This window comes from Stenotrophomonas sp. YJH_SMC_133, assembly GCF_059370655.1.
Window position 1 is genome coordinate 168,770 of the sequence record NZ_JCAFTW010000010.1, and the last position, 23,187, is coordinate 191,956.

The following is a 23,187-nucleotide window of genomic DNA, read 5'->3' on the forward strand; positions in this document are numbered from 1 at the left end:
CGTCCCATTAGCGTCAGCATCTAGCATCAGCTCAATGACATACCGCTCATAGGGGACCCCCATCGCATCCGCGCGCTGGCGCGCCCGCCAGATGCTAGTGAAGTCACCTGCCTCAAGGCCACTAATACGGCTCGGGAACCCCTGCGGCTCGCGTCCCTTACGTCGCAAGAAGCGATGGACGTAGTGTTTTCGATACGCTTCATAGAAGCTCTGCGTGCGCTCGTACGCACTCATGTATCGGTACGTCAGATGTGCAGATCGCGCAAAGTCCGGCTCTTCATTGAAGTCGCTCGGCGCAATCCACTCCCGTGCTTGGACCATCTGTTCTGTCGCCAGCGCTTCAGACCCAGCCCTCTTTGCCGCTGCCAATTTCTGGGCACGACGATATGCTGCCATTGTCATTGTTGGACCTCATTTCTGATAACCCGGCCAGGACCGACTAGATGGTTGGCGTGACGCGCGCTGCGTCACGTTCCGGTAAGCGCTGGGTGCGAAGGGCCCTTCCACACCTAGCGCAGGAACTACGTGCCTTATGGAGTGCGGGATTTCTTAACGGCTGACGAGATCGAGCTCCATGACGTGCAACTGCACATCAGCAGAAACAAGCATCGCAGGCGTGATGCGCTTCTTGCCGCAGTGGCGCAGGTAGGTCACGGCACGCTGAACGTAGTCGCGGTAATTGATACCGGTCATGTCAACCATCTGGCGAGCCTTCCAAATCGCACGGAACATCGAGGCGTCGCATACGCGCAGGTCGAAGCGACGGTCAGTAGCCCCGATGTAGCGCTGCAGCATGTTCGCAAACTCAGTAGTGGCCTCGAATGCAGTCATCTCGCTGTAGGTGGAGGCGCGATGGATTTCGCAAGCCTTATCCGCAACCAGCTGCTCACCGCCCATGATCGCTTCAGAAATTGCGCTCTGCGCGGCGTGCAGCGCTTCCCTGCCCTCACGCTGCGCAGCGAAGAGGCGGGTGGAACGATCGATATTGTTGTGCTTTCGCATGGTAGTTGTCCTAGTTGCTAGCGACCGCGAAATTGCCGTCGCTGGAAACAAGGTTGCCAAGCAAGCAAGTGGCGGACCCATTGAATTCAACCAGTCCACCAACTTAGGATGTGGCATGAGCCAACTACCCCATCCTGAGTTCAAGGCACTATTGATACTTGCCAGCGGGCTGACTAGTGATCTTGAAGTCCGCCTCAAGGAATACGACCTATCCCTCTCTGGATTCCTGGCGCTAGAGGCTATCGAGCGGGCACAAGGTGCCAACGCTTATCCGATGACGCGGGCGAGCCTCGCTCGACTGATTGGCACCACTCCAGCATCGATGTCTGTACTTGTTGGGCGTCTGATACGCAAAAAGATGGTGTCAGAAACGTCTATTGATGCCCGAGCTAAGAGACTTGCGATCACATCATTCGGGCACTCTAAGCTCGCTGGAGGAAAGGTAGCCTGGGAGGACACCTTTGAAAATCTTAGCGAGGCGCTATCACCCAACAGCAAAAGCCAGCTTCTGAAGGCCATTGATAAGCTGAAATTGACGCGTGAACACGAGCGCAAAGAGGAGCATCGAGCGGCCTACATGCGCACCCTCTCAAAGCAGTCAACCAAGAATGCAGTTGCAAAGAACCATCAACAGTCCAGAGTTGCTGAGTCCCGAAGGAGGGCTGAGCTCGAATGATCACGGCTGTATGGAGTGATCGATTCCGGTCCCCCACTACGGCAGCTAGGTAACGCGACCTTCGCGAACCATCTAGGACTTCGTGCTTTGGATGCGAATCATCCACGCACACAATTAGAACCCGTCGTTCGCCAATGCGCACCAATCGCAGCACAACGCCATCCTGACAGGGTCGCTACACCCCTCATCGACAGCGCTCGGGCAGCCCCAGATCGGCCGACAGAGCGATCCTAGAGCGTCTGTTCTGGGTAGCTAGCCCGGTGGCTGACACATTAGTTAGGTGACAACTCAGCTAGCATAAAAAGGCCCACTGACGTTGCCATCAGCGGGCCTGGTTGCGGCAAATCTAGTTGCTCAGCGAGGGCGAATGCCCAAGCCCAGCAGCACAGCCCCAGCGATGGTCGGTGCTTGCCCTACTGCTAGCGCATGCATGTTGGCAATGTTGCCGTAACCGCCTGCTGAGGGGTTGATCAGGAAGTAAAGCCCAATGGCGAGTGCAACTAGCCCCAATGCCACACACGCCGCTGTCGAGCCACGCTCTTCCCGGGCGTTCGCGCTCGCACGATTCGATTCAATAATTGCCTTGGGCAGGTCCGCATAGCACTTAGGACACTTCGCGGATGATCTACCCGAGGGGATGGCAGCACGGCAAGCCGGGCATTGATAAAGGTTAGTTGCTGGATCGCTGGTTTGCATGTTCTCTCCTCCATGATTGGATGCACTGGGGTTTCCGACGTCAGCCACCCGTTGGACTACCCACCTGAGCGTCCTTGAGCAGATCACGCAATGCAGCGCGTTGCTCATCGTCCAGGCTGTATTCGGTATCGCAGACCCGGACCTCGATCCTGTTGGCACCGGTGAAGGCCCCCGCTTCTGCCAAGGTCATCTTCTTGCCGAACGAAAGGATTGCGTACTCGTATCGATTGAAGGCGGGCATGTCGCTGGGAAGCGAAACAGCCCTTCCGTCCACGAGCATGTCAAAGCTTGTACCGGCACAGCGAACGTCATAGGACATGTTGAAGGTGACGATGGCCGAAACAGTGAAAGAGTCCGACTTCGTAACAGCGCGGTCTCCGTCTACTACGCTGTGCAGGCTCAGAGAAATGCCCCTGCTGGTCTTCGACAGCTCCGATAGCTCCACTTTGGCCTCGTAGGAGGTTCGATCCTTGAAACGGTCGTATGACCGCTGTTGTTGAGCCACTACCTCCCCGGGAACAACAGCCGTCAGCACCAACGACATGACGGCAACATGCGTAATCCGGTTCTTCATCCCAACGTCCCCGACTGAGCGCTGACGGGCCCGGCCACCCCTTGCAGCCAGTCACACCTCGCACAGCGCCATATACTGTTATGGTAATGACTTCTGCTGATCAGGTATATGGCCCATGCTGCTGCAGGTTCACAGACCGTTACCTCCGCGTGCCCTCGCCCACTGTCATTACTGCAACGTTTTCCAAGCGGCTCTCCGAAGCTCGAGCACTGCGCGGGCTCTCCCAGCGCGCGCTGGGGGCGCTGGTGGATAAGGAGCAGGACAAGAACCGGGGTGCCGTGCTGATCAACAGGTACGAGCGCGAACGAAACCAAGCCGACATGACCAAGGCTGCGGAGTTGGCCAAGGCATTGGATGTACCGGTCGCCTACCTGTTCGCTGAGGACGATGACCTAGCTGCGGCGATCTTGGCTTTCGCCAAGCTTCCCTCTGGGGAGCGCCAAAGGATGCGGGAAGAGCTCGAGCGTTTGGCTGGAGCGCAGAGGGGCTAGCGCTCTTACGCCGCCAGCCTGGCGACAGCCGCCGCCAGTGTGTCCGGGGCCAAGTGGGCGTAGCGAAGAGTCATGGTGATGTCTGCGTGTCCCAAAAGCTCCCGCACGGTATTCAGGTCCACGCCTGCCCGCACCAAGCGTGATGCGAAATGATGCCGAAGGTCATGGAACCGGAACTCTTCGATGCGGGCATCGGCTATGAGTTTGCCCCATCCCTTCTTGATGTCGGTCACGTCGAAGACCTTCCCCGCACGGCGCTCGCCCGCTTGTCTAGCCCAACGCTGCAGGACTTCCATGGCTTCGACGTTTAGCGGGATGTGACGCTGCCTACCGGACTTGGCGTTCTCGGCTCGAATGGTCAGCATCTTGGCTTCCCAGTTGATGTCCGCCCATGTCATCGATAGCAGTTCACCCCGCCGCATGCCGGTATTGATGGCTGTAAGGACCACCGGAGTCAGGTGATCGACAAAGCCGTCCATCGGCAAGTCCGGCAGAGCCGCTTGCCCGTACTTACGTCGGGCCGCATTCGCGTTCGCCCTCCCCTCAACCCCAGCTAGATCGCGCGCTGCCAGCGCGGCCCGGAGCATCGCCTCCTCATCAGGGGACAGGAACCGAACCACCTTGCGGCTAGCTGCTGATCGCTGACGCATGCCCATGAGGGGGTTAGTCTCGATCAGCTTCCACTCAACGGCCCGAGACAAGGCAGACCGCAGGCAAGCAAAGTCGCGCGCTGCGGTAGCCTTGGTGACTGCATCGGGGCCAGCGACACGCCCGCGCCACCAGCGCTCCATTGTGGGCACGTCAATTTCGATGATCTGACGACGCAGCAGCCACGGGAACACCGATCGGATGCGGTCCGGGTACTGACGACCCCCCTTGAGCTCAGCTATCGCCCAAGGCTCGAAATGCTCGTTGAGCAGTGTTTCGAGCGTGCAGCTAGTGGGCTTGGACTTTGCGAGCGCCGGCAATCCGGACTGAACGTATTCAGCAACCGCTTGCCGAGCTTGGTCCCGGGCCTGATCAAGTGACAGATGTTCGACCGAACCTAAGGTACGACGTTTACCGTGCGCCCAGGTCACGATCCAAGCCTTATGCCCTGAAGGCTGCACACGCAGGATCAGGCCGCGAACCTGAGCGTCCCTGAGCTCATAGGGGCGATCCCGGGGTTCTGCTGTAAGAACGATGCGTTTGGTGAGGGCGGATGACATCGGGCGGGGTGTCCGTGAGTGGCGATAGAGCCAACTTAGGACAGGATGCGAGGTGTTGTTTGGATGAGGATTGTCCTCGATGATCTTTCCCTGTCTAGCTCAGTGAGCAATTGCATCCAGACGCGACAAGCACCACACCCGCAAGTCGCTGACTTCACTTCTCAAAGCACCAGGTCAAGACTTCCACCCAGCCTGGAGGTTACGGCTATGCAAGGCGCAGCGGGAAGGAAGTTGAAAATGACCGTTGGTTCATGATTTCCTAGCCGCAGATGAATCAACTTGGCTCTGCGCTAGAACATGGGCGACCACTACCTTCCCCAACACTACCTGAAGGCGTTCGCTGAAAATGATCGATTCTGGGTGCACGACTTGATTGAATGTCGCACTCGACGGGGTCAACCCAAGTCAGAGGCCAACATCAATGGACTCTGGCCTGCTGAGTTGGAGAGCCATCTTGCGAACAAGATCGAAGCCCCTGCTCAGGACACGATCGATCGCATCCGCGGCATGAAGACAATAGGTGAATCGGAAAAGAAGAACCTAGCCAGCTATCTATTGGCTATGTGGAAGCGCGTACCTGCAGCAAAAGGACGGACTGCAGCTCACATACCAAAGTTAGCCATTGAGTACGAAAAGGCGTACTTAGCGCAGGTTGATGCATACGCATGCGATGGATCGATTACCACCGAGCAGGCCATCGCTGCCAAGCAGACGATTTCGAGAACCCTAACAAACATTGCAGAGGGATCGCCTGACTACTACTGGCACCATCAAATCAGAGAGGGAGCCTCGCCCAGGATGTTTTCAGCCCTTCTCACCATGCACTGGACATTCTTGGTGAGCAACTCTGATCCGTTCCTCACCTGTGATGACCCCCTATTCTTCTTCCCTGAGGTGGGGGTTGGCAGGAAGAATTCCGAGCTAAGCATCCCACTGTCCACATCCATAACACTTCTCGCTCACCGACAGGCTCCCATGCGCGCGCAGTTTAGGGACATTCGACAAAAAACAGTTGCGCAACTCAATCGTCGAACGGCCTTCAATGCGAAGCGATACATGTTCTCTGAGCAGAACATACCTTGGGCGCTGAAGCTTGGAACTCACAAGCCTCGCCCGACCCCAATTGTCGTAAACCGCGCCTAATAATATTTCCAGACACAGCTCTGTCTAGTGCACGGACATCATTCCTGCCAACTCATACGCTCGTCGCACATGAATACCATCGGGACATGGTAGCCGCGAGTCGCCTACTCGGGCGAAGTTCTCCTGCTTGCCATATCGGTCATTCGCGGGCCACCTCTAAGAAGCGGATGATCTGCAACCATTCTGATGGGCAACGAGAAGTCTCCCATCGAGGAGAAAACATAGCGTTCGCTTCGACTCACCTGTAGTGAATTGAAATTCATCACATGCTCCGGCTTGTAAGTCAGCGCTGTACCGTGGGTAAGGGCCTCGTCCAAAGCGAGCATTCCTTCACGGTCGCGTACGACCGCAGCAGTGAGCTGGACTGGCAAGGAACGAAGGGCACTTGCTGCCTCGGCCACTTGTTTAGCCACCGATGGGCACCACATGGCGAGAGCGCGTGTCGAAGAAAGTGGAATGTATATCTCGATCCCCCGAACAGCAAGCCCCAGATTGCCGTAGGGCTCCATATCGATATGGTTTTGGAGAGCAAGCGGATTGTCGCCAATCATGAAGGGGTCGGACTTCGTGGTCTTCGCAAGGAACCAGACCTTGTTTAGAAAGTGAGGACCAAAGTGCATCGGAGCCTGCAAGATCATGCGTGCCGTGTCGATCTTGATGTCGTTCTCAGTTTGCGGGCGCATGAGCGCTTCAGCCTCGGAACCGGGTGCAACGTGGTGCCCCATGGATTCAATCTTCTCACGCAGCAACCGGTGCATATCGTCCCACTGCATCCGGAACGCTCGCGTCCTCACGAACTGAATGGCGAGGAAGGCGGCAAAAATGGCACGGTCTTGGGCAGAAATTGTGCGGACAGAATCATCATGAAGAATTCGCTCCATTACAGGCTTTGCTTGAGACTCGATCCTAGACAGCCCCTCTTCCAGAGAGTGATGCTCACCGTTGACGACAAAATCATAAAACCGTGCCTCGCTAGCGACATTCTTGGCATTCGCCCTGAAAGTTCGCCCAGAAGCCTTGTCGAAGACCCAGAGTTGGTCCTTCTTCCCTGTTCCGAAGCTTCGCAGGAGGAACTTCGGAACATAGTGCTGAATCTTGGCGACTGTCATGGCGGTCCGGAAAATTCCTAGATTTACTGGATTGGCAATATCATGCCGACCGCGCGACTTGCCTTGGACCCGCCTGGAGTTCTTAGCCAATTCAGGGCCAATCAAGACGGTCGTCTATTGCAATTAAGAACTTTCAGACCAGTGATTGTAGACCAGCCCTACCTGATTAACCCAAAAAGTGAGTCTCCTGAGCTGATTCCTCGAGCCACTAAATATCCCTATCGCTTCCGCAGCAGAGAAGAACCCCTCACCAGGGTTGTTGTCGCCGCCCTTGTGAACCACCAAGGCAGTCAGCATTGGACGCCCGTTCGCATGCTCGAAGAGAACAATTTCGCCAAGTCGCCGAGCGATATCCTCACGATCCTCTTCTCGGTCCATGTTCAGACCAATCAAAGGCGCGACATCCCCATAGGTTGCCAAGGAGCGAGATCTCGCAAGCTCAACCAGCTTTCCGTACAACACGTTATCAATAGACACTCTCAGCCTCCGAGCAAGATCCTACACATCTCATCTGCTTTCCAAGTAAGCGCCCAAGCCATCACGCACAACTGGATGCCACGCCAATGGACTGAAGCCCCGAGACGATGGATGGCGAATCACGATGTGAGCGCAATCGACGTCAGGAAGCCAATGACCAACACCCTTACCCAGCACGACCATGTAGTCAGGCTTGAGAATCCGAAGCAGCTGCGGCAAAGCAGATCGCCCAGCCTTCCATTGAGATGTAGTTGGCCGAGTATTGTGGGCTGAACCAGGAAATTCTTGTATGAAATTCGCAAAAGCTACGCCATGCCAGAACGCCGATCTTTCATCCTTACCGATAGGCCAACTAGCACCTTGAATCGTCCTCTGCACTCGATTGAAGAATAGATGCCTATCCTGCTCGATGGCTAGCTGGTTCACACACGAAATCGTGAAATTAGGCGAATAGTCATCAACAACTCCATAGTGAGACTCGCCAAGAAGAAGCAAGCGGAACCCCAGATCGCCACCCGCCTGATAGCGGGTCCCCACCCACGGCTGAAAGTAAAGCAAGCCCGTTACTCCCCAAAGAAATCAATCATGTCTGACCAGATCTGCACCTACCACTATCAGGTAGCGTGGCGATCCTATCGCGCAGAATAATCTAAGCGAACAGACTAGTAATCGCCCTCTCTCGCCATCCGCCCAACCGACATGAATCTCATGAAGCGCGTCGCTAGGCGGCACTTCCTCGTGCCAGCAACCGATCAGCCGGTTAGATAGAGACTCATCCCCTTTGATGATATCCAGCAAGAGAGGCGTGAACGCGTTGATTCCCAGCTCTGCTATTCCATAACAGTGAGCTATCTTCGCGAGCATCCTTAAGAAGGACTCGGGATGAATCGAGCCGATATGAACACTGCCTCCTACTTGAAAGCCATTGAAGAACTTTGGGTCATAGCTGCCCCAAGTCCACAACTGGCAATCAAGCGCTTCCGTGTTCTCTGCACCACTGATGATGGTCGGAAGTGGCATCGTGAGCGCTATGTACAATCCTGGCACAAGGTCGACGTCCCAGTCTTGCTTTCGCCCTAACGGACGAATCTCGCCATCCACTCTGTCGGCGAGCCAAAGCCCTACATTGTCTTTGCGCTTTCGTGGCCGCTTTGTCGGAGCGCCAATGACTTCGCGAAAGATACCGATGCTCTGCTTTGTGTAGCGTGCCTCAAAAGCGCTTGTCATCGATGCACAGGGTCGACAACTTGATTTCGGTAGAACCAATGCGTCCCCGGCCAGGCTCTCCGGCAAAATGTGCTCGTCCTCAAGCCCTTCCGTTGCACCGCAGTACACGCATACTCCAAGAGCAGGGTACTCCTTGGCCTTGGCCGGTCGCCAGATGGCTTTACGAGGCATCCATTCCCCTCCCGCTGATGGCAGAGCAACACTAGCGCTGCTCTTGAATTCCATCATAAGGCTACCGGAAGCCAGATTGGGGACCGTTCCCGGCATGAGCTCCAAGGATGCGTACCATCCGCAACTAGTAGCAGGGACGCCGAGTAAGCAATCTTTCCGGCAACAAATCCCTCACCAATCAATGAGTTCCAACACCCGCGCCAGCACAGCCCAAACAAAAAGCCCCGACCAAGGCCGGGGCTTTTCATTACAACTGGTGCCGGAAACAGGAGTCGAACCTGCGACCTACGCATTACGAATGCGCCGCTCTACCAACTGAGCTATTCCGGCGGAGCCCGCGATTTTACGGGCTGGGCGCCCCGGCGGTCAATCCACCCGGCTCAGTCCGCCTCTACCCGGTTGGCACACACCCGCCCAGCCGCGAAATCCTGCAGGTTCCCCAGCGTGATCGCCGAGATCTCCTGCAGCGCCTCCACGGTGAAGAAGCCCTGGTGGCCGGTCACCAGCACGTTGGGGAAGGTCATCAGGCGCTGGAAGGCCTCGTCGTCGATGATCTCGCCGGACAGGTCCTGGAAGAACAGCGCGCTTTCCTGCTCGTAGACGTCGATGGCCAGGTGGCCGAGCCGCCGCGACTTCAGCCCGCGGATCACTGCATGGGTATCCACCAATCCGCCGCGCGAGGTGTTGACCAGCATCGCGCCCGGCTTCATCCGCGCCAGCGAGGCGTCATTGATCAGGTGCTGGGTATCGGGCGTCAGCGGGCAGTGCAGCGAGACGATGTCAGCGCGCGCCAGCAGTTCATCCAGCGCCACCATCTCGCCGATACCCGCGAAGGCCGGCGACGGGTACGGGTCGTGCCCCAGCACCGTGCAGCCCATACCCTTGAAGATGCGCGCGGTGGCCAGGCCGATCTTGCCGGTACCGACGATACCGACCGTGCGGCCATGCAGGGTCCGTCCAAGCAGGCCGTCGAGCATGAAGTTGCCTTCGCGCACGCGGTTGTAGGCACGATGGGTCTGGCGGTTGAGGGTCATCACCAGCGCCAATGCATGCTCGGCCACGGCTTCGGGCGAATACGCCGGCACCCGTGCGACGAACAGGTCCAGCGCTTTCGCAGCGGCCAGGTCCACATTGTTGAAGCCCGCACAGCGCAGCAGCACCGCACGCACACCCAACGCGTGCAGCGCGCGCAGCACCTGCGCATCCAGCCGATCGTTGACGAACACGCAGACCGCGGCGCAGTCCTGTGCCAGCGCTGCGGTATGCACATCCAGCGCGGCATCGAAGTAGACGAACGTGTAACCCTGCCCCGCCGCCTCACGCAGGTTGGCTTCGTCCAGGAAGCGACGGTCGTAGGGTCGGGCGCTGAAGACGGCGATCTGCATGGAAGAACCTGGATGGAATGCCATGCCGACCATACCGCAGCCACGCGTCCGTGGGGATGGCACCGGCGATGCGAACATCGCCGGTGCCCTGTGCCACTCAGAACTTGTAACCCAGCCCCAGCATCACGCCGTTCTGGATCTGCCCGTCACGACGCTCGCCCACGTAGTCGGCCATGATCGACAGGCGTTCGCTGGCGCGGCTGGTCACGCCCAGGTTCCAGGCCAGCACCTGCTCGCCCACGGCCTGGCTGCTTGCCCCGAACACCAGATCCGGTGCTGCGGCGAAGCCGGTGCTGTAGCGCGCCTGCGAGTCGCCCAGTTCCTTCTGCCAGACCACGCGGGCACGCGGGGTAATGCGCTCGCCGTTGTTGCCTTCGAAGGTCCTGAACAGCTGCAGGCCGGCGCCCACGCGGATGCTCTCCAGGCTGCCGCTGCGACCGACCAGTGCACCCGCACCCTGCCCTTCATTGAAGCGCGTGGCCGAGGTACGCGCGTAGTCCACCACCGGCAACAGCGGCTGGATCACCAGGCCCTTGCCCGTGGTGAATGAGAACGCGTGTTCCACCCGCGCGGAGATCGCATCGTTGCTGTACTTGGCGCGCAGCGGCTGCTGCAGGCCATCGATACCGCTGACGCTGCGGCGAGTGTCGTGACGCAGGTCTGTGTAGCGCACCGCCGCCGAGAGATAGCCGCGCGAATAGGTCGCGTCCAGGTAGCCGCCCACGTCCAGCGCGCGTACGTCACCGCTGAAGTCGGAGCCGTCGCGGCCCTTGGTCGACATATCTGCCGCGGCCACGCTGACGCCCAGAGTGACGCGGTCATCGGCAACGCGGGTATCGGCGCCGACGACGATGCCGCCGATGTTATGGCTCAAGCCTGCCACGCCACCGTCGGCATCGATGCGGCCGTGGCTGGCGAAACCGCGCGCCCACAGGCCATGGTTGCGACCAGGGCCACTGCCTTCACCGCCGCCCGCCGCCGGCTCGACCAGATGCATGGCCAGCTGGTTGAACAGGCTGCCGTGGCGCATGCCCGGCTGCGCCGACACCGATTGCGCGGCCTGCGAGGCCAGGCCGTCGGCATCACCGCCACTGCGCATCGCGGCCTGGTGCTGCTGCACCACGTTGCCGATGCTGCCCACCAATGCGTTGTCGGCCAGGCGCAGGCTCGCGTGCGCGTCACCGCGCAGGGCACCGGCCTGCTGTGCGATCACATCACGGTCGGCGAACTGCAGCGCGCCGAGCAGCGACTTCAGGCCACCATCCCTGCGATCGGAAGCGGTCGCCAGCGCACGGCCAAGGGCATCGCCCGAAGCACCATTGGCAAACAGCCCCAGCTGGTCGAAGCCCGGGTTGGCGGTCAACCACAGGCCATCCGCGGTCTGTTTCACGTTGAAGCTCAGCAGCGAGTTGTGGCGTGGGCGGAACACCTCGCCGCCGGTGATGCTGGCGCTGTAGCCGGTGTCCCCCAGGCGCACGACCTCTTCGAAGCCGCCCTGGTAGATCGGGCCCTGCACCAGGTCACGGCGGAAGTCCTGGCCGTAGTAACCCTGCGCCACGTTCAGTTCGAGGAAGGCCCCTTTGGAGATCACCAGCGCGCCGTCGGTCTGCTTGCTGTCGAAGAAACTGCCTACACGCAGGCGGCCACTGCCCGCCCCGCCGTTCTCGGTCACATCGAACAGCACCTTCCCGCCCGGCATGATGTTGACGTAGCCGTGGGTGACCAGATCGCCGCCGCGCGGCATCAGGGTCCCGTACACGCGCAGGCGGTTGAAGCCGTCCTCGCGCCAGGACGGGCGGGTACCGCTGGCCAGCGCACTGAGATCCATAGCGGTGCCGGCCACGTCACCATTGCCGACCAGCATGCCTGCGCCCATTACCCGCACCTCCGAAGCGCGCAGGGCGCCGCCTTCCAGTGCGATGGTGCCGTTGTCGACCAGCATGAAGTCGGCACCGGTGGTCGCGGAGGTCCGCCATGTCGCGCCGCTGGTCACGCGGATCACGCCCATGGAGTTGTCCAGCGTGGACGCATCCAGGTCGCCCAGGCGCAGCTTGGACAGCAGCAGGGCCTTGTATGTGGGATCGTTCTGGTAGTCCTGTACCGAGTTCGCGCCGATGCCCTGCGGACCATTGCTGGACGCGTTGTAGATGCTCTGCGCCAGGTTGATGTAGCTGGACTGCCAGTTGGTGTTCCAGCGCGCGAAGTCATCATCGACGAAGGTCTGCAGCTGGCGACCGGTGCGCAGGTAGCCCGGGTTGATGTCGCCGCTCACGTTGGCGGTGACATTCAACGTATCGCCCGGATCGCGGTAGCCCTTGGCGGTGATGACCCTGTTGCTGTAGATGTCCTGCCCCGGGAACGACTCCAGCTTGCTGCCGCTGCCATCAGGATCGAAAGTGACCGAGGCACCCGTGGTGCGCGCCGGATCGCGGAACACCAGCAGGCCGTTGGGCTGCACGACTTCATACATGGCCTTGTGCAGCAGCCCGGCATCGATGCCACCGCCGTAGTTGCCGGTATAGATCTGGGTCATCCGCGGCGACGGCGTGTAGATCACTTTGCCGCTGTTGCTGGCCGCGTGGATCTGTACCGAATCGACGATCGGCAGATCACCGGCCAGATAGCGTTCGACGCCACCGGACTGCATGATCGAGCAGGACGAAATGCAGTGGCCGGACACGATGGTGTTCAGGCCGGACGTGCGGATCACGCCCTGCAGCCACTCGCCGGCGATCAGCGCGCCACCATTGGAGGTGCGCAGCACCACTTCGCGGATCGGCCGCCCCTCGGCCTGTGCCTTGGCCAGCAACGCGGGCAACGACACCACATCGGCGTAGGTCACCCCGCCGCTCAGGAAGATGCGATCCCCCTGCACGTGATAACTCATTGCCATGACGTCATCAGCCGCCGCGATGGCGCCAACGGCGATCAGCCCGGCCAGGGCCAGGCTCAACTTCGAATGCTTCATACGTTCTCTCTCTCCACCCGCAACACGCGGGTAAGGAGTCAAACGGCAAAGCGCCGGAATCTCCCCCAGCCCGGTCGGCCGGAAAAAATGAATGCATTCACAATGAGAGAGGGGCACCACACACTCTTCCCCATCCGGTCATCGTCGCGTAAAACTCGAAGGCGCACCCGCCAACGTCAGCCGAGGCCAGCCCTGTCCGTTCCGTCCCCCCTGATCCACCACGCGCCGGAGCCACCCGCGCCTGCGGACGCCTTCATCGCGTTCGTACGCGAGGAACGCGCGCCACTGTGCGCGTTCCTGCGCACACGGGGCGTCGGGCCGGAGGATGCAGAGGACATCGCGCAGGACTGCATGGAGCGGCTGATCCGCTATCGCGCGCACGGCACCGACGAACTGCGCCTGCTGCTGTATCGTATCGCGCGCAATCGCCTGGCCGATCGCGGCCGATCGCCGCAGTCGCGACCGCACCTGTCACTGGCCGAGCATGATGGTCACGACGAGCCCACCAGCCCGTCGCCGGACCCCTTGCGCCAGGCAGAGTCCGGGCAGATGTTGTCCCTGCTGCGGCAGGCCCTTTTCAAATTGCCCGAGCGTGCGCGCGAGGTGTACCTGCTCAACCGGATCACCGGCATGAGCTATACGCAGATCGCGCGGCACTGTGGAATTACAGCCAAGACCGTGGAAAAACACATCGCCCGCGCCCTGCAGGGCCTGCGCCAGGAGTTGGGACCGGATCCGCTGCACAACGACGGGGATACCGAATGAGCAGCCACCGGCACACGGAAGACGCCTCGCTGTTCGCACGCGCCAGCGCCTGGGTAGCGCGGTTGGAGGCCCCGGACTGCACCCCTGCCGAACGCGAGTCGTTCGAAGACTGGCTGGCTGAAGACCCTGCCCATGTCAAAGCCTGGGCGCAGGCCGAAGATCTTTTCCAGCAAGGCCAGGGCCTGGCTGCGGACCCATGGCTGCGGACGGCTGCGGCGCGTGCGGCACGGCCTGCCCGACGCCGCTGGCTGCCTGCTGCGGCCGCGGCCGCTGGTATCTGCCTGGCCATCGGCGTGGGCTGGATGGTAGCGGTGGATGGCAACCCAGCCCCGCAGCGCTTTGCCAATGACACGCATCAGGCGCAGCGGCTGACCCTCCCCGATGGCAGCGTAGCCATGCTCGATGCCGGCACGACGCTGCACGCACGCTTTGGCTGGCGCCACCGCGAGCTGGACCTCGAACGCGGCCGCCTGCAGTTGCAGGTCGCGCCATCGAACAAAGCACTGCAGCTGCGCGCCGGCACCAGCACCATCCGCGATATCGGCACCACCTTCCAGGTCGAGCGCCTGCACGATGGCCTGGTCGAGGTCGCGCTGCTGGAGGGTGCGGTGGAAGTCAGCAACGGCGCCGCCCAGCACACCCTGGCCCCTGGCCAGCAACTGCAGGTACTCCCCTCCGGGCGCATCCAGCCCGGTCCAGCGCTGTCCTCCACGGCAGCCGCCGAGGGCTGGCTGCATGGGCAGCTGGTCTTCGATGCCACCCCGCTGTCGATCGTGGTCGAACGCATGAACCGCTATGGCCATGCACCGCTGGTGATCGCCGACCCGGAGATCACCGATCTGGCAGTCAGCGGCACGTTCCGCGCAGGCGACGCACAGGAGTTGCTGTCCGCGCTGGAACTTGGCTGGTCCATTGCTGGCCAGACGCGCCCGGATGGCGCGCTGGAACTGCGCCGCACGTACTGAGGAGGCCTGCGGTGATGGCAGGACCAGGCGCGCTGCAGTGGGGGCTGCTCCGCCCCCTGCTGTGCCTGGCGCTGCTGGTCGCCGCGCCGCCTGCCGCCCTCGCAGGCGATCCGGCTGCCACCCACGACTACCGCATCAATGCTGGCCCGTTGCCCTCGGCATTGCAGCAATGGGCACGGCAAAGCGGCATCGCTCTGGTGTTCGATGCCCGGGAACTGGCGGGGCTCCATGCCAACGGCACCCATGGCCAGGCCGATCCAGCATCGGCCCTGAAACAACTGGTCGCCGGGATGCCGGTGACCATCCTTCGAACACCGTCCGGTGGCTTCGTGGTCCGCCGCATCCGCGTCGCGCCCGCCGTCGCGCCGCCGGTTCCGGCAACGGTGGCGCCGCGCCCGCGGATGCCCCCGCAGTCGCCCCCCCAGGTGGACCTGGCGCCGATCCATGTCACCGGCAGCCGGTTGCCGCGCACCTCCGTGCAGACCACCCTGCCGGTGACCACGATCGATCGCTCAGATATCCTGCGCAGTGGCTACGGCAGCCTGTTCGACCTGCTGCGACACCTGCCCGGCATGAACGGGCTGCCAGCGATGAGCAGCGCACGCAGTGGCGATTCGCAGTACCTGCCTGTCGGTGCGGCCGCCACCACCAGCCTGGATGGCATGGGACCGCGCGCCACCCTGTTCCTGGTCAATGGCCGGCGCCTGCCCCGTTATCCGATGGTGTCCCTGGAACAGGGCGGGCTCACCGACCTGGGCGGCATTCCACTCAGCTTTGTCGAACGCATCGAACTGGTGCGCGGCGGTGCTTCGGCCATCTACGGTGCCGATGCCATGTCCGGCGTGGTCAACATCATCCTCCGCGACCAGGCCGACGGCCCGGAGGCAACGCTGCAGACCGGTCTGAGCAGTCGTGGCGACGCCGGCCAGTACCGCGTGCAGGCCGCCACCGGAGGCCTGCGCGGGAGCGGCGACCGCTGGTTCGCAGGCATCGACCTGCATCGCGTCGATCACCTGGCGGGGGACCAGCGTGACTGGCACGCCGAGACGTCGCAGTACCTGATCGGCGCCTTCCGCGATGGCGACTACTGGCCCGCTACGCGCTGCGACGGACCATTGAAACGACGCAATGGCGCCTGCTGGTTCGACAGTTCGCGCCCTCGTTCGCTTCAACCGGCCTCCGATACCGCCTCGGCCTATCTGCGCTACCGGCATGAGCGTGGCCAGGGACGCTACGTCTATGCCGAAGCCCGCGCCAGCCACAACCGGCAGCGTTTCGATCTGGGCCCGACCGCCGTCGCCCTCGGCCTGTACGGCTACACCTTCAACAGCGTCCTGCGCGAAGCCGGCAATGTGCGTCCCCAGGTACGTGCCACCGACGCCGATCTCACCCTGGGCATCGGCCGGGACCAGGGCAGCCACAGCTGGGACGCCGGCATCAGCGCGCAGCGCAGCGACGTCACCCTGGCCACGCCGGGCACCGTGCGCGCCGAACCGTTCATCGAGGCGGCGCAGTCGCTCAGGTTCCTGCCAGGCTTCGATGCATTGCCCGCCGATGAAGCCACTTCGCTCTTCCCATCGATCCGCAACCGTGGACTTACCGAGCAGTGGCAGGGCTGGTGGGGCATACAGCGCGCATTGATGCCGATGCGGGGCGGCAATGCGCAGCTGGCTACCGGCATCGATCTGCGCCATGAACGCTGGACGTCGCACCCGGACACCCTGCTGAGCCAGGGCGATCTGGCACTGGGGCTGCCGCAGCAGCAGCGGCGCCTGTCGCAGCAGAGTGGCGGCGCGTATGCGGAACTGGGCCTGCCACTCACGTCGGAACTGCGCATGGACCTGGCCGCGCGCTGGGACTACGACGGCGACTACACGGCATTCTCGCCCCGTGCCGGCCTGCGCTGGACGCCAACACCGCACTGGTCGTTCCTGCTGGCCAGCGGCCGCGGCTATCGCGCGCCCAGCCTGTTCGAACAGCGCCGCCCGCCAGGACAGTTCGGCACCCTTACCCTGCCCGTCTCAAGCGCACTGCCACCTTGTGCACAGAGCGGGCCGGACGGCCGCTGCGTGGTCACTGCGGATGTGGAGGAGAACAACGCGCTCAAGGCCGAGAGCTCACGCAGCCATTCGCTGGCGGCGACCTGGTCACCCAGCGATGCGTTCTCGCTTTCGCTGACCCACAACATCGTCGAGCTGCGTAACGAGATCCTCGCGCTGCAACCGGCCGATGCCGTGTGGAACCGTGACACCTGGCAGTTGGATGAGGATGGCAACCTGAGCAGCCTCCGCCTGTCGTTCGACAATATCGGCCGCACCACTTCCCGCAACTGGGTGCTGCGTGGCGAATACCGGGTCGACACCGGCAGCACCGGCCAGTGGTTGTTCTCGCTGGACGCGCTGAAGCAGCAGGAGCTGCGCCGCCGTCGGGACCACGAGCCGGCGATCGACCTGCGCGGGCATGTCACGCCCGAGATGGCCGCGGTCCTCAACGTGCAATGGCAGAACAGCAACTGGGACATCGCCCTGCGCGGCAACCAGGTGGGCCGCACCCGCGCATGGCTGCCCGGCGCCGAGTGCCCGCAGCGGCAGATCGAACAGAACCACTGCATGAATCCGCGCCAGCTGCGCTGGAACCTGCACCTGGCGCGCCGCCTGGGCACACGCGTCATCGCGGCGCTGGACGTGCACAACGTGCTTGATGCGCAACCGGTGAACTACCTGGTCGGCAATGGTGGGCAGTTGCCGGGGCTGGACGATCCACTGGGTCGCTACTACCTGCTTACCCTGCAGTTCCGCTGAGCGTAGTACGCTACGCGGCCTGTTCCACCGGTCTGCCACCTTCCCCATGAAAGCCTATCTCTGGTTCTGGGGCGCGTTCCTGCTGTTCTTCGCGTTGCCCTTCCCCTGCATCCTCTATTTCGGAACCTCCTGGCCGGTGGCGCTGGCTGATCGCAGCGCGCCATGGCTGTCCCTGCTGCTGCTTGTGCTGTCGCTGGCTGCATGGCTCTCTCTGCTGTTCGCGTTCCTGCATTTCCTGCTGCTCGGCCCACCGCGCGCCCTGCATCGCGTCCGCTCGATCCTCGCCGATGGCGAACCGCGCGGTGCGCTGATCGAACACGCTGAACAGACCGGCGTACAGGTGCGTGGCTTCGCGCAATGGAAACTGCAGCTGTCCTTCAAGAACCTGTCCGGCACGCCGATCCGCGAACAGCTGCTGGTGGTCGACAGCAAGCCGCAACTGCAGCGCTTCGGCGTCGGCAGGCACGTCGATGCACGCCTGAGCCGGGTGCCGGGCGCGTTCCCGAACGTGGTACTGGACGGTGCCCAGCCCGAACTGGATGTCGCCAGCCTGTGGCGGCGAAGCATCGGCGCAGCGCTCTGCATCGTCCTGGTAGCCGCTGCCTATGTGGCGGCCTACCGGCTGCAGAGCGAGGGCCTTGGCTGGACCTTCCTGTCCTTCGGCCACCCGCTGCTGGTGTGCCCGCTGGTGCTGTGTGGGTACATGTTGGGGCTGCGCCTGCTTGGCCGCCTGCTGCAGGCTGATGCGCGCGGCGACGCGTTGAAGTACCGCGGCATCGGCGTTGAGGCCAGGGTGCTGAAGGTGCGTCAGACCGGCACCTACCTCAACGAACAGCCGCAGGTGGAGTTCCAGCTGGAGTACACCGATCGTGACGGCCGCGTACAGCAGGTGAGCGTGCGCCGCTTCATCCCGCTGATCGATCTAGCCAACATCCCGCGCGAAACCGTGACCCTGCTGTACGACCCCGATGACCGTGGCAACGTGCGCCTGGAGGGCGTATGAAACAGCCGCCCTCCACCCGCGCCGTGTTCCTGGTATTGCTGCTGGTTCTGGCGGGCGTGGCCGTTGCCGGCGGCGCGGTGCAGACCATCAGCGAAACGCTGGGGCATTCGGTACAGCCGGACCGGTTGCCACCCTCCGTCTCGTCTCAGTCGCCGCGCGAGCAACCCGCATCGCTTGTGCCGTCCCCGGCCGCCTTCCCCGCGGCGAGTACCGCTGCGGCGCCCGAACGCAACAATCGCCTGTTCGATGCGGACTACCTGCAGGCTGCGCGCCAGGCACTGGAGCAGCTGCCGGCACTGGCCGGCCAGAGGCTGACGGTCTTCCATAGCATCCACTTCTACGACGATGGCCGCATCAACCTCGATCTGGTTGACCCGCAACAGCCGGGCCACGTCGACAGCTACCACTTCGAACGTGGCCAGTGGCGCAAGGGCAATCCGGTGAACCCGCAGCAGTTCGCGCCGACCATCAGCCTGCAGCGCAGCAGCACACCCCTGGCCAGCATCGATTTCGAGGCCGTGCCGCGCGTGGCGCAGGCGCTGCAGGAACAACGCAACGCGCTGCAGAACCCCGCATCCGAAGTCGGCCACGTCTACGTGATCGTGCGCAAAGGCGGCAAGCTGGTGTGGCTGCCGGATGACGTCGCCGGTGACCGCGAATCCGTGCGCCTGCAGTTCGATGCGCAGGGCACCCTGCGCGGCGTGAACCGCCGATAGGCCACACAAAAAGGGGACGGAGGGGATTAAGTCGCATGTGCCTTGGTGCGGATTGCGACTTAATCCCCTCCGTCCCCTTTTTCTATTTCACCGAGCGGGCGATTGCGTACTGCGCGCCGTAGTACGTGGACAGCACCAGCACGCTGGCCAGCGGCAGGCCGCCGGCGAAGCGGTCCCAGGCCAGCAGTGAATCGCTGGCGACGAACAGCAGCGCGCCGGCGGCCGCCCAGCGCGCGCTGCCGGCTTCCACGGCAGCGGGCTGTGGCCGGCGCCACTGGCGTGCCAGTGCCAGCACCGCCATCGAGGCCAGCACCACCACATACGCCAGCACCGGAATGCGCATCGGTGCGGGCAGGTGCGGCCACAGGCCAAGTACGTTGAGCACGGCAAACGTCGCCAGCAGGACGCTGGCCGCCAACAGCCCACGCCCCGCACGCAGGCCGTCGCGGAAGGCCACGATGTAGCAGAGGTGGGCCAGCAGGAACGCGACCAGGCCCGGCACGAACGCATCCATCGGCAGCATCAACGCGATGTCACCCACGCACGACAGCAGCATCCCGGCCAGCACCGCGCGTCGATAGAACGGCTGCGCGGGATCATGCACGCGCCAGACGATGGCAGCGATCAGCAGCGTGGTGGTCGGCTTGGCCAGCCAGTGCAGCCAGCGCCCGTCACCGTGCAGGAACGTGCCGACGATGGCCAGGATCGCCATCAGCAGGATCACGCCATCGCGGGCGCGTGGCTTCATCGCGCCTTCCACAATTCTGCGAGGCGGTCAGGCTTGCCGGCGATACGCTCCAGCACCGGGTACTGCAGGCCACCGTGGTAGGCGATGCTCATCGTTTCGATGCGGTCGAACTGCTTCACCAGCAGCACGATCGGCGCCTTGTCCTTCGCTGCCGCAGCCACCGCGTCCTTCAAGCGCTGGCTGCTGTACTCACGGCCGCCAACCGCGATCACCTTCATGCCCGGTGCAAGACCGGCGTTGAACGCCGGGCTGTCCCAGATCACATCGCCGACCGTACCGCTGTCGAGTACGGTCGCGCCCAGCGAATAGGCCAGCAATGCCGCCTTGGCGCGTTTTTCCTGTGCCTTGTAGGCGTCGTTCGGCGTATCGCGGTAGACCAGCTTCCAGCCCGCCAGCTCCAGGCCGCCGGTCAACGAACCGTGGCCGTCCAGGCGCCCGCGCAGGAACGTCGCCCAGTCGTACGGCGCGATGCCGTTCAAGGTCGCGACCACATCATCGAAGGTGTACGGGTTGACGTCCCAGTCGCCATTGCCGACGCCGAAGAACGCACGCGCGAAGTCGTCCAGGCTGCGGCGGTTGCCGCTCAGTTCGCGCAGCTTGCCCTCCACTTCCAGCCACAGCATCTGGCCGCCGGAGTAGTAGTCCTCGCTCATCTGGTAGTTGCGGTAGGGCAGCGTGCGGCGCTGGGCGATGGTCGGATCGTTGGTAGTGTCCTGCAGCGGCCGCCAGGCCAGGCCCGGTCGGCCACGGTCGTAGGTCGCGGCCACATTGGCCAGCATGTCGCGCGCCTGCGCGGCCGACCACAGCCCCGAACGCGCCGCCAGCACCTGGCCCCAGAACTGGGTCTGGCCCTCGTACACCCACAGCAGGCTGTCGCCCATCGGCACGTTGAAGTTGGTGGTGGCCAGGTCGGCGCCGCGACGGTACTTGCCGTTCCAGGAATGGGTGTACTCGTGCGGCAACAGATCGCGCATCCACGCGTTGCTGTCCCACTCGGTGAAGTAGCCCGGATCGGCGCTATTCTCGCTGGAACGGTGATGCTCCAGGCCGATGCCACCGAGGCGGTCGGTCAATGCCAGCAGGAACTCATAGTGGTTGTAGTGGCGCGCACCGTAAAGCTTGTCGGCCTGCTGCACCAGCGCGCGATGCATGGTGATCTGTGCCTCGCTCGGCTTCAGCGACTTGGCGTCGTCGGCAAACACATTGAGGTGCACCGGCACCTTCGCGCCCGGGTCGAGATCGATGCGCTGGTAGTGCTCGCCGGCGAACAAGGGCGAATCGACCAGATGGTCATACGAGATCGGCTTGAACACCACGGTGTCACCGTCGCGCCGCGCGGTTTCCAGCGCGGTTGCGAACGACCAGCCCTTGGGCAGGGTCACGCTGGCCTGCGCCTGCAGGTTGCGCGCATCGACGCCGGCCGGATACAGCGAATTGGCGTTCCACTGCAGGTTGAGCATTTCCGGGGTCATCACCACCCGGCCCTGGCTGCCGCCCTGCGAGGACAGGAAGTCGAAGTGGGCGACAATCTCGCTCACGCCCTCGGGCACGTTCACCTTGAACGCATAGACGTTGAACTGGTCACGCTGCCAGGCCAGCGGCTTGCCGTTGGCGGTCACGCGCAGCCCGGCCAACTTGTCGATCGGGCCGGTGGGCGAATGGTTGCCGGGAATCCACTGCGGGTACAGCAGGGTCATCGGGCCGGGCTTGGCCGGCACCGTAGCGGTCACCTTGAAGATGCGCCGGGCCAGATCGCGCGCGTCGACGTCGATGCGCAGCAGGCCGGGGGCCTCAGCGTTCGCCGGTGGCGAGGTCTGCGCCAGTGCAGGCGTGGCCGCCAGCGCGAACAGCAACGACATCGCCAAGGCTCGGGTCTTCATCGGGCAGGTTCCAACAGCGGAGAATCTTCCGATGCTAGGCCTGTAACGTGCCCTGCCCCATGGCCAAAGGTCATGGGCGGGCCGCCCATCCTTGAATGCAAAAAAGCGTGCGAACCAAGGTTCGCACCCACCTTGTGCTGGTTTTCACCCACCGTGTGCCAGTTCGCACCCACCAGAGCAGTTCCAGTAGATCCACGCCATGCGTGGATGAGGCGCTTCCCGGTCAGTCGACCAGGCGCAGGCGCAGTTCCTTCGGCAGCGCGAACACCATCGATTCCGGTTCGCCGTCCAGCTCGCCCACGCCGGTGGCGCCCAGCTCGGCCAGGCGCGCCAGCACGCCATCGACCAGCACCTGCGGTGCCGAGGCGCCGGCGGTCACGCCGATGTGCTGCTTGCCTGCCACCCATGCCGGGTCGATCTCGTGCGCGCCGTCGATCAGGTACGACTCCACGCCCTCACGGCGGGCCAGCTCGCTCAAGCGGTTGGAGTTGGAGCTGTTCGGCGAACCGACCACCAGCACCAGGTCGCAGCGCTTGGCCAGATCGCGCACGGCATCCTGGCGGTTCTGCGTGGCGTAGCAGATGTCGTCGTTCTTCGGGCCCTGCATCGCCGGGAAGCGCTCGCGCAGGGCGTCGATGATGCCGCGCGTATCGTCCACGGACAGCGTGGTCTGGGTGGTGTAGGCGAAGTTCTCGGGCTGGTTGATCTGCAGCGTGGCGACCTGCTCCACATCCTCCACCAGGTAGATCTGGCCGGTACCGGCTTCCTGGTTCCACTGCCCCATGGTGCCTTCCACTTCCGGATGGCCGGCGTGACCGATCAGCACCACGTCGCGGCCCGCACGGCAATGGCGCGCCACTTCGAAGTGGACCTTGGTGACCAGCGGACAGGTGGCATCGAATACCTTCAGGCCACGACGCTCCGCTTCCAGGCGCACTGCCTGCGATACACCGTGGGCACTGAAGATGACCGTGTTGTTGTCCGGCACCTCGTCCAGTTCCTCGACGAAGATCGCACCGCGCTGCTTCAGATCATCGACCACGAAGCGGTTGTGCACCACCTCATGACGCACGTAGATGGGCGCACCGAGCGTTTCGATCGCGCGCTTCACGATCTCGATCGCACGATCGACACCGGCACAGAAACCACGCGGGTTGGCGAGCAGCACATCCATCAGTTCAA

General features: G+C 62.8%; 19 protein-coding genes and 1 tRNA gene. 8 read left to right on the forward strand and 12 right to left on the reverse strand.

The genetic code is table 11. From position 1 onward, the window contains the following. Positions 1–549: 549 nt before the first annotated feature. Positions 550–1,002: a hypothetical protein gene (locus AC5P78_RS15760; protein ID WP_414498549.1), complete on the reverse strand. Its 453-nt coding sequence runs from the start codon at positions 1,000–1,002 to the stop codon at positions 550–552. Positions 1,003–1,117: 115 nt separating this feature from the next. On the opposite strand from AC5P78_RS15760, the gene AC5P78_RS15765 reads away from it, so the two are divergent. Next, a complete protein-coding gene (locus AC5P78_RS15765) occupies positions 1,118–1,678 on the forward strand; it encodes a MarR family winged helix-turn-helix transcriptional regulator (RefSeq protein WP_207049897.1) in 561 nt (186 codons plus the stop codon). Positions 1,679–2,414: 736 nt separating this feature from the next. On the opposite strand, the gene AC5P78_RS15770 is transcribed toward AC5P78_RS15765, so the two are convergent. After that, positions 2,415–2,948, reverse strand: a complete 534-nt coding sequence (locus AC5P78_RS15770) for a hypothetical protein (RefSeq protein ID WP_057502307.1) — start codon at positions 2,946–2,948, stop codon at positions 2,415–2,417. 149 nt (positions 2,949–3,097) lie between these two features. Between AC5P78_RS15770 and AC5P78_RS15775 the strand changes: the two genes are divergently transcribed. Further along, positions 3,098–3,439, forward strand: a complete 342-nt coding sequence (locus AC5P78_RS15775; RefSeq protein WP_414498548.1) for a helix-turn-helix domain-containing protein — start codon at positions 3,098–3,100, stop codon at positions 3,437–3,439. Positions 3,440–3,444: 5 nt separating this feature from the next. Here AC5P78_RS15775 and AC5P78_RS15780 read toward each other — a convergent pair whose 3' ends face one another. Continuing rightward, a complete protein-coding gene (locus AC5P78_RS15780; RefSeq protein ID WP_414498547.1) occupies positions 3,445–4,647 on the reverse strand; it encodes a site-specific integrase in 1,203 nt (400 codons plus the stop codon). 297 nt (positions 4,648–4,944) lie between these two features. Here AC5P78_RS15780 and AC5P78_RS15785 point away from each other — a divergent pair, with 297 nt between their 5' ends. Continuing rightward, the gene (locus AC5P78_RS15785; RefSeq protein ID WP_414498546.1) at positions 4,945–5,790 is read left to right on the forward strand and encodes a DUF4238 domain-containing protein; all 846 of its coding nucleotides are present in this window, start codon (positions 4,945–4,947) and stop codon (positions 5,788–5,790) included. Between the two features lie 104 nt (positions 5,791–5,894). On the opposite strand, the gene AC5P78_RS15790 is transcribed toward AC5P78_RS15785, so the two are convergent. The 6 genes from AC5P78_RS15790 to AC5P78_RS15815 form a co-directional block, all read right to left on the reverse strand. Next, complete coding sequence (locus tag AC5P78_RS15790; RefSeq protein WP_414498545.1) at positions 5,895–6,899, reverse strand: DUF4238 domain-containing protein; 1,005 nt, start codon at positions 6,897–6,899, stop codon at positions 5,895–5,897. A gap of 123 nt (positions 6,900–7,022) precedes the next feature. Further along, entirely contained in the window at positions 7,023–7,376 is a 354-nt protein-coding gene (locus AC5P78_RS15795) for a hypothetical protein (protein ID WP_414498544.1), read from the reverse strand. 579 nt (positions 7,377–7,955) lie between these two features. Continuing rightward, positions 7,956–8,828: a hypothetical protein gene (locus AC5P78_RS15800; RefSeq protein ID WP_414498543.1), complete on the reverse strand. Its 873-nt coding sequence runs from the start codon at positions 8,826–8,828 to the stop codon at positions 7,956–7,958. A 200-nt stretch (positions 8,829–9,028) separates the two neighbouring features. Further along, a tRNA-Thr gene (locus AC5P78_RS15805) sits at positions 9,029–9,104 on the reverse strand. A gap of 50 nt (positions 9,105–9,154) precedes the next feature. Next, entirely contained in the window at positions 9,155–10,159 is a 1,005-nt protein-coding gene (locus AC5P78_RS15810) for a 2-hydroxyacid dehydrogenase (RefSeq protein ID WP_012479515.1), read from the reverse strand. A 97-nt stretch (positions 10,160–10,256) separates the two neighbouring features. Beyond that, positions 10,257–13,127 (reverse strand): autotransporter domain-containing protein, encoded by a 2,871-nt coding sequence (locus AC5P78_RS15815; RefSeq protein WP_414498542.1) that lies wholly within the window; start codon positions 13,125–13,127, stop codon positions 10,257–10,259. 255 nt (positions 13,128–13,382) lie between these two features. On the opposite strand from AC5P78_RS15815, the gene AC5P78_RS15820 reads away from it, so the two are divergent. The 5 genes from AC5P78_RS15820 to AC5P78_RS15840 are packed head-to-tail and all read left to right on the forward strand — an operon-like array spanning position 13,383 to position 19,377. Continuing rightward, on the forward strand, positions 13,383–13,892 hold the full coding sequence (locus AC5P78_RS15820) for an RNA polymerase sigma factor (protein ID WP_080052359.1): 510 nt from the start codon (positions 13,383–13,385) through the stop codon (positions 13,890–13,892). Then, entirely contained in the window at positions 13,889–14,857 is a 969-nt protein-coding gene (locus tag AC5P78_RS15825; protein WP_005408571.1) for a FecR family protein, read from the forward strand. Before AC5P78_RS15820 ends, AC5P78_RS15825 begins: the two co-directional genes overlap by 4 nt. Before the next feature lie 14 nt (positions 14,858–14,871). Then, positions 14,872–17,658: a TonB-dependent receptor gene (locus AC5P78_RS15830; RefSeq protein WP_049395515.1), complete on the forward strand. Its 2,787-nt coding sequence runs from the start codon at positions 14,872–14,874 to the stop codon at positions 17,656–17,658. Between the two features lie 46 nt (positions 17,659–17,704). Further along, positions 17,705–18,661 carry a hypothetical protein gene (locus AC5P78_RS15835; protein WP_495217294.1) on the forward strand — a complete coding sequence of 319 codons (957 nt, stop codon included), beginning with the start codon at positions 17,705–17,707 and terminating at the stop codon, positions 18,659–18,661. Further along, entirely contained in the window at positions 18,658–19,377 is a 720-nt protein-coding gene (locus tag AC5P78_RS15840) for a hypothetical protein (protein WP_005412635.1), read from the forward strand. Before AC5P78_RS15835 ends, AC5P78_RS15840 begins: the two co-directional genes overlap by 4 nt. Before the next feature lie 82 nt (positions 19,378–19,459). Here the strand turns inward: AC5P78_RS15840 and AC5P78_RS15845 are convergent, their stop codons facing one another. From AC5P78_RS15845 to ispH, 3 genes are all read right to left on the reverse strand, one after another. Continuing rightward, positions 19,460–20,125, reverse strand: coding sequence for a lysoplasmalogenase (locus tag AC5P78_RS15845; protein ID WP_099530003.1), 666 nt, complete (start codon positions 20,123–20,125; stop codon positions 19,460–19,462). Next, positions 20,122–22,005 carry a M61 family metallopeptidase gene (locus AC5P78_RS15850; RefSeq protein ID WP_111196856.1) on the reverse strand — a complete coding sequence of 628 codons (1,884 nt, stop codon included), beginning with the start codon at positions 22,003–22,005 and terminating at the stop codon, positions 20,122–20,124. The genes AC5P78_RS15845 and AC5P78_RS15850 overlap by 4 nt, the downstream gene beginning before the upstream one ends. A 223-nt stretch (positions 22,006–22,228) precedes the next feature. Then, positions 22,229–23,179, reverse strand: a complete 951-nt coding sequence (gene ispH / locus AC5P78_RS15855; protein ID WP_111196858.1) for a 4-hydroxy-3-methylbut-2-enyl diphosphate reductase — start codon at positions 23,177–23,179, stop codon at positions 22,229–22,231. Between the last annotated feature and the right edge of the window lie 8 nt (positions 23,180–23,187).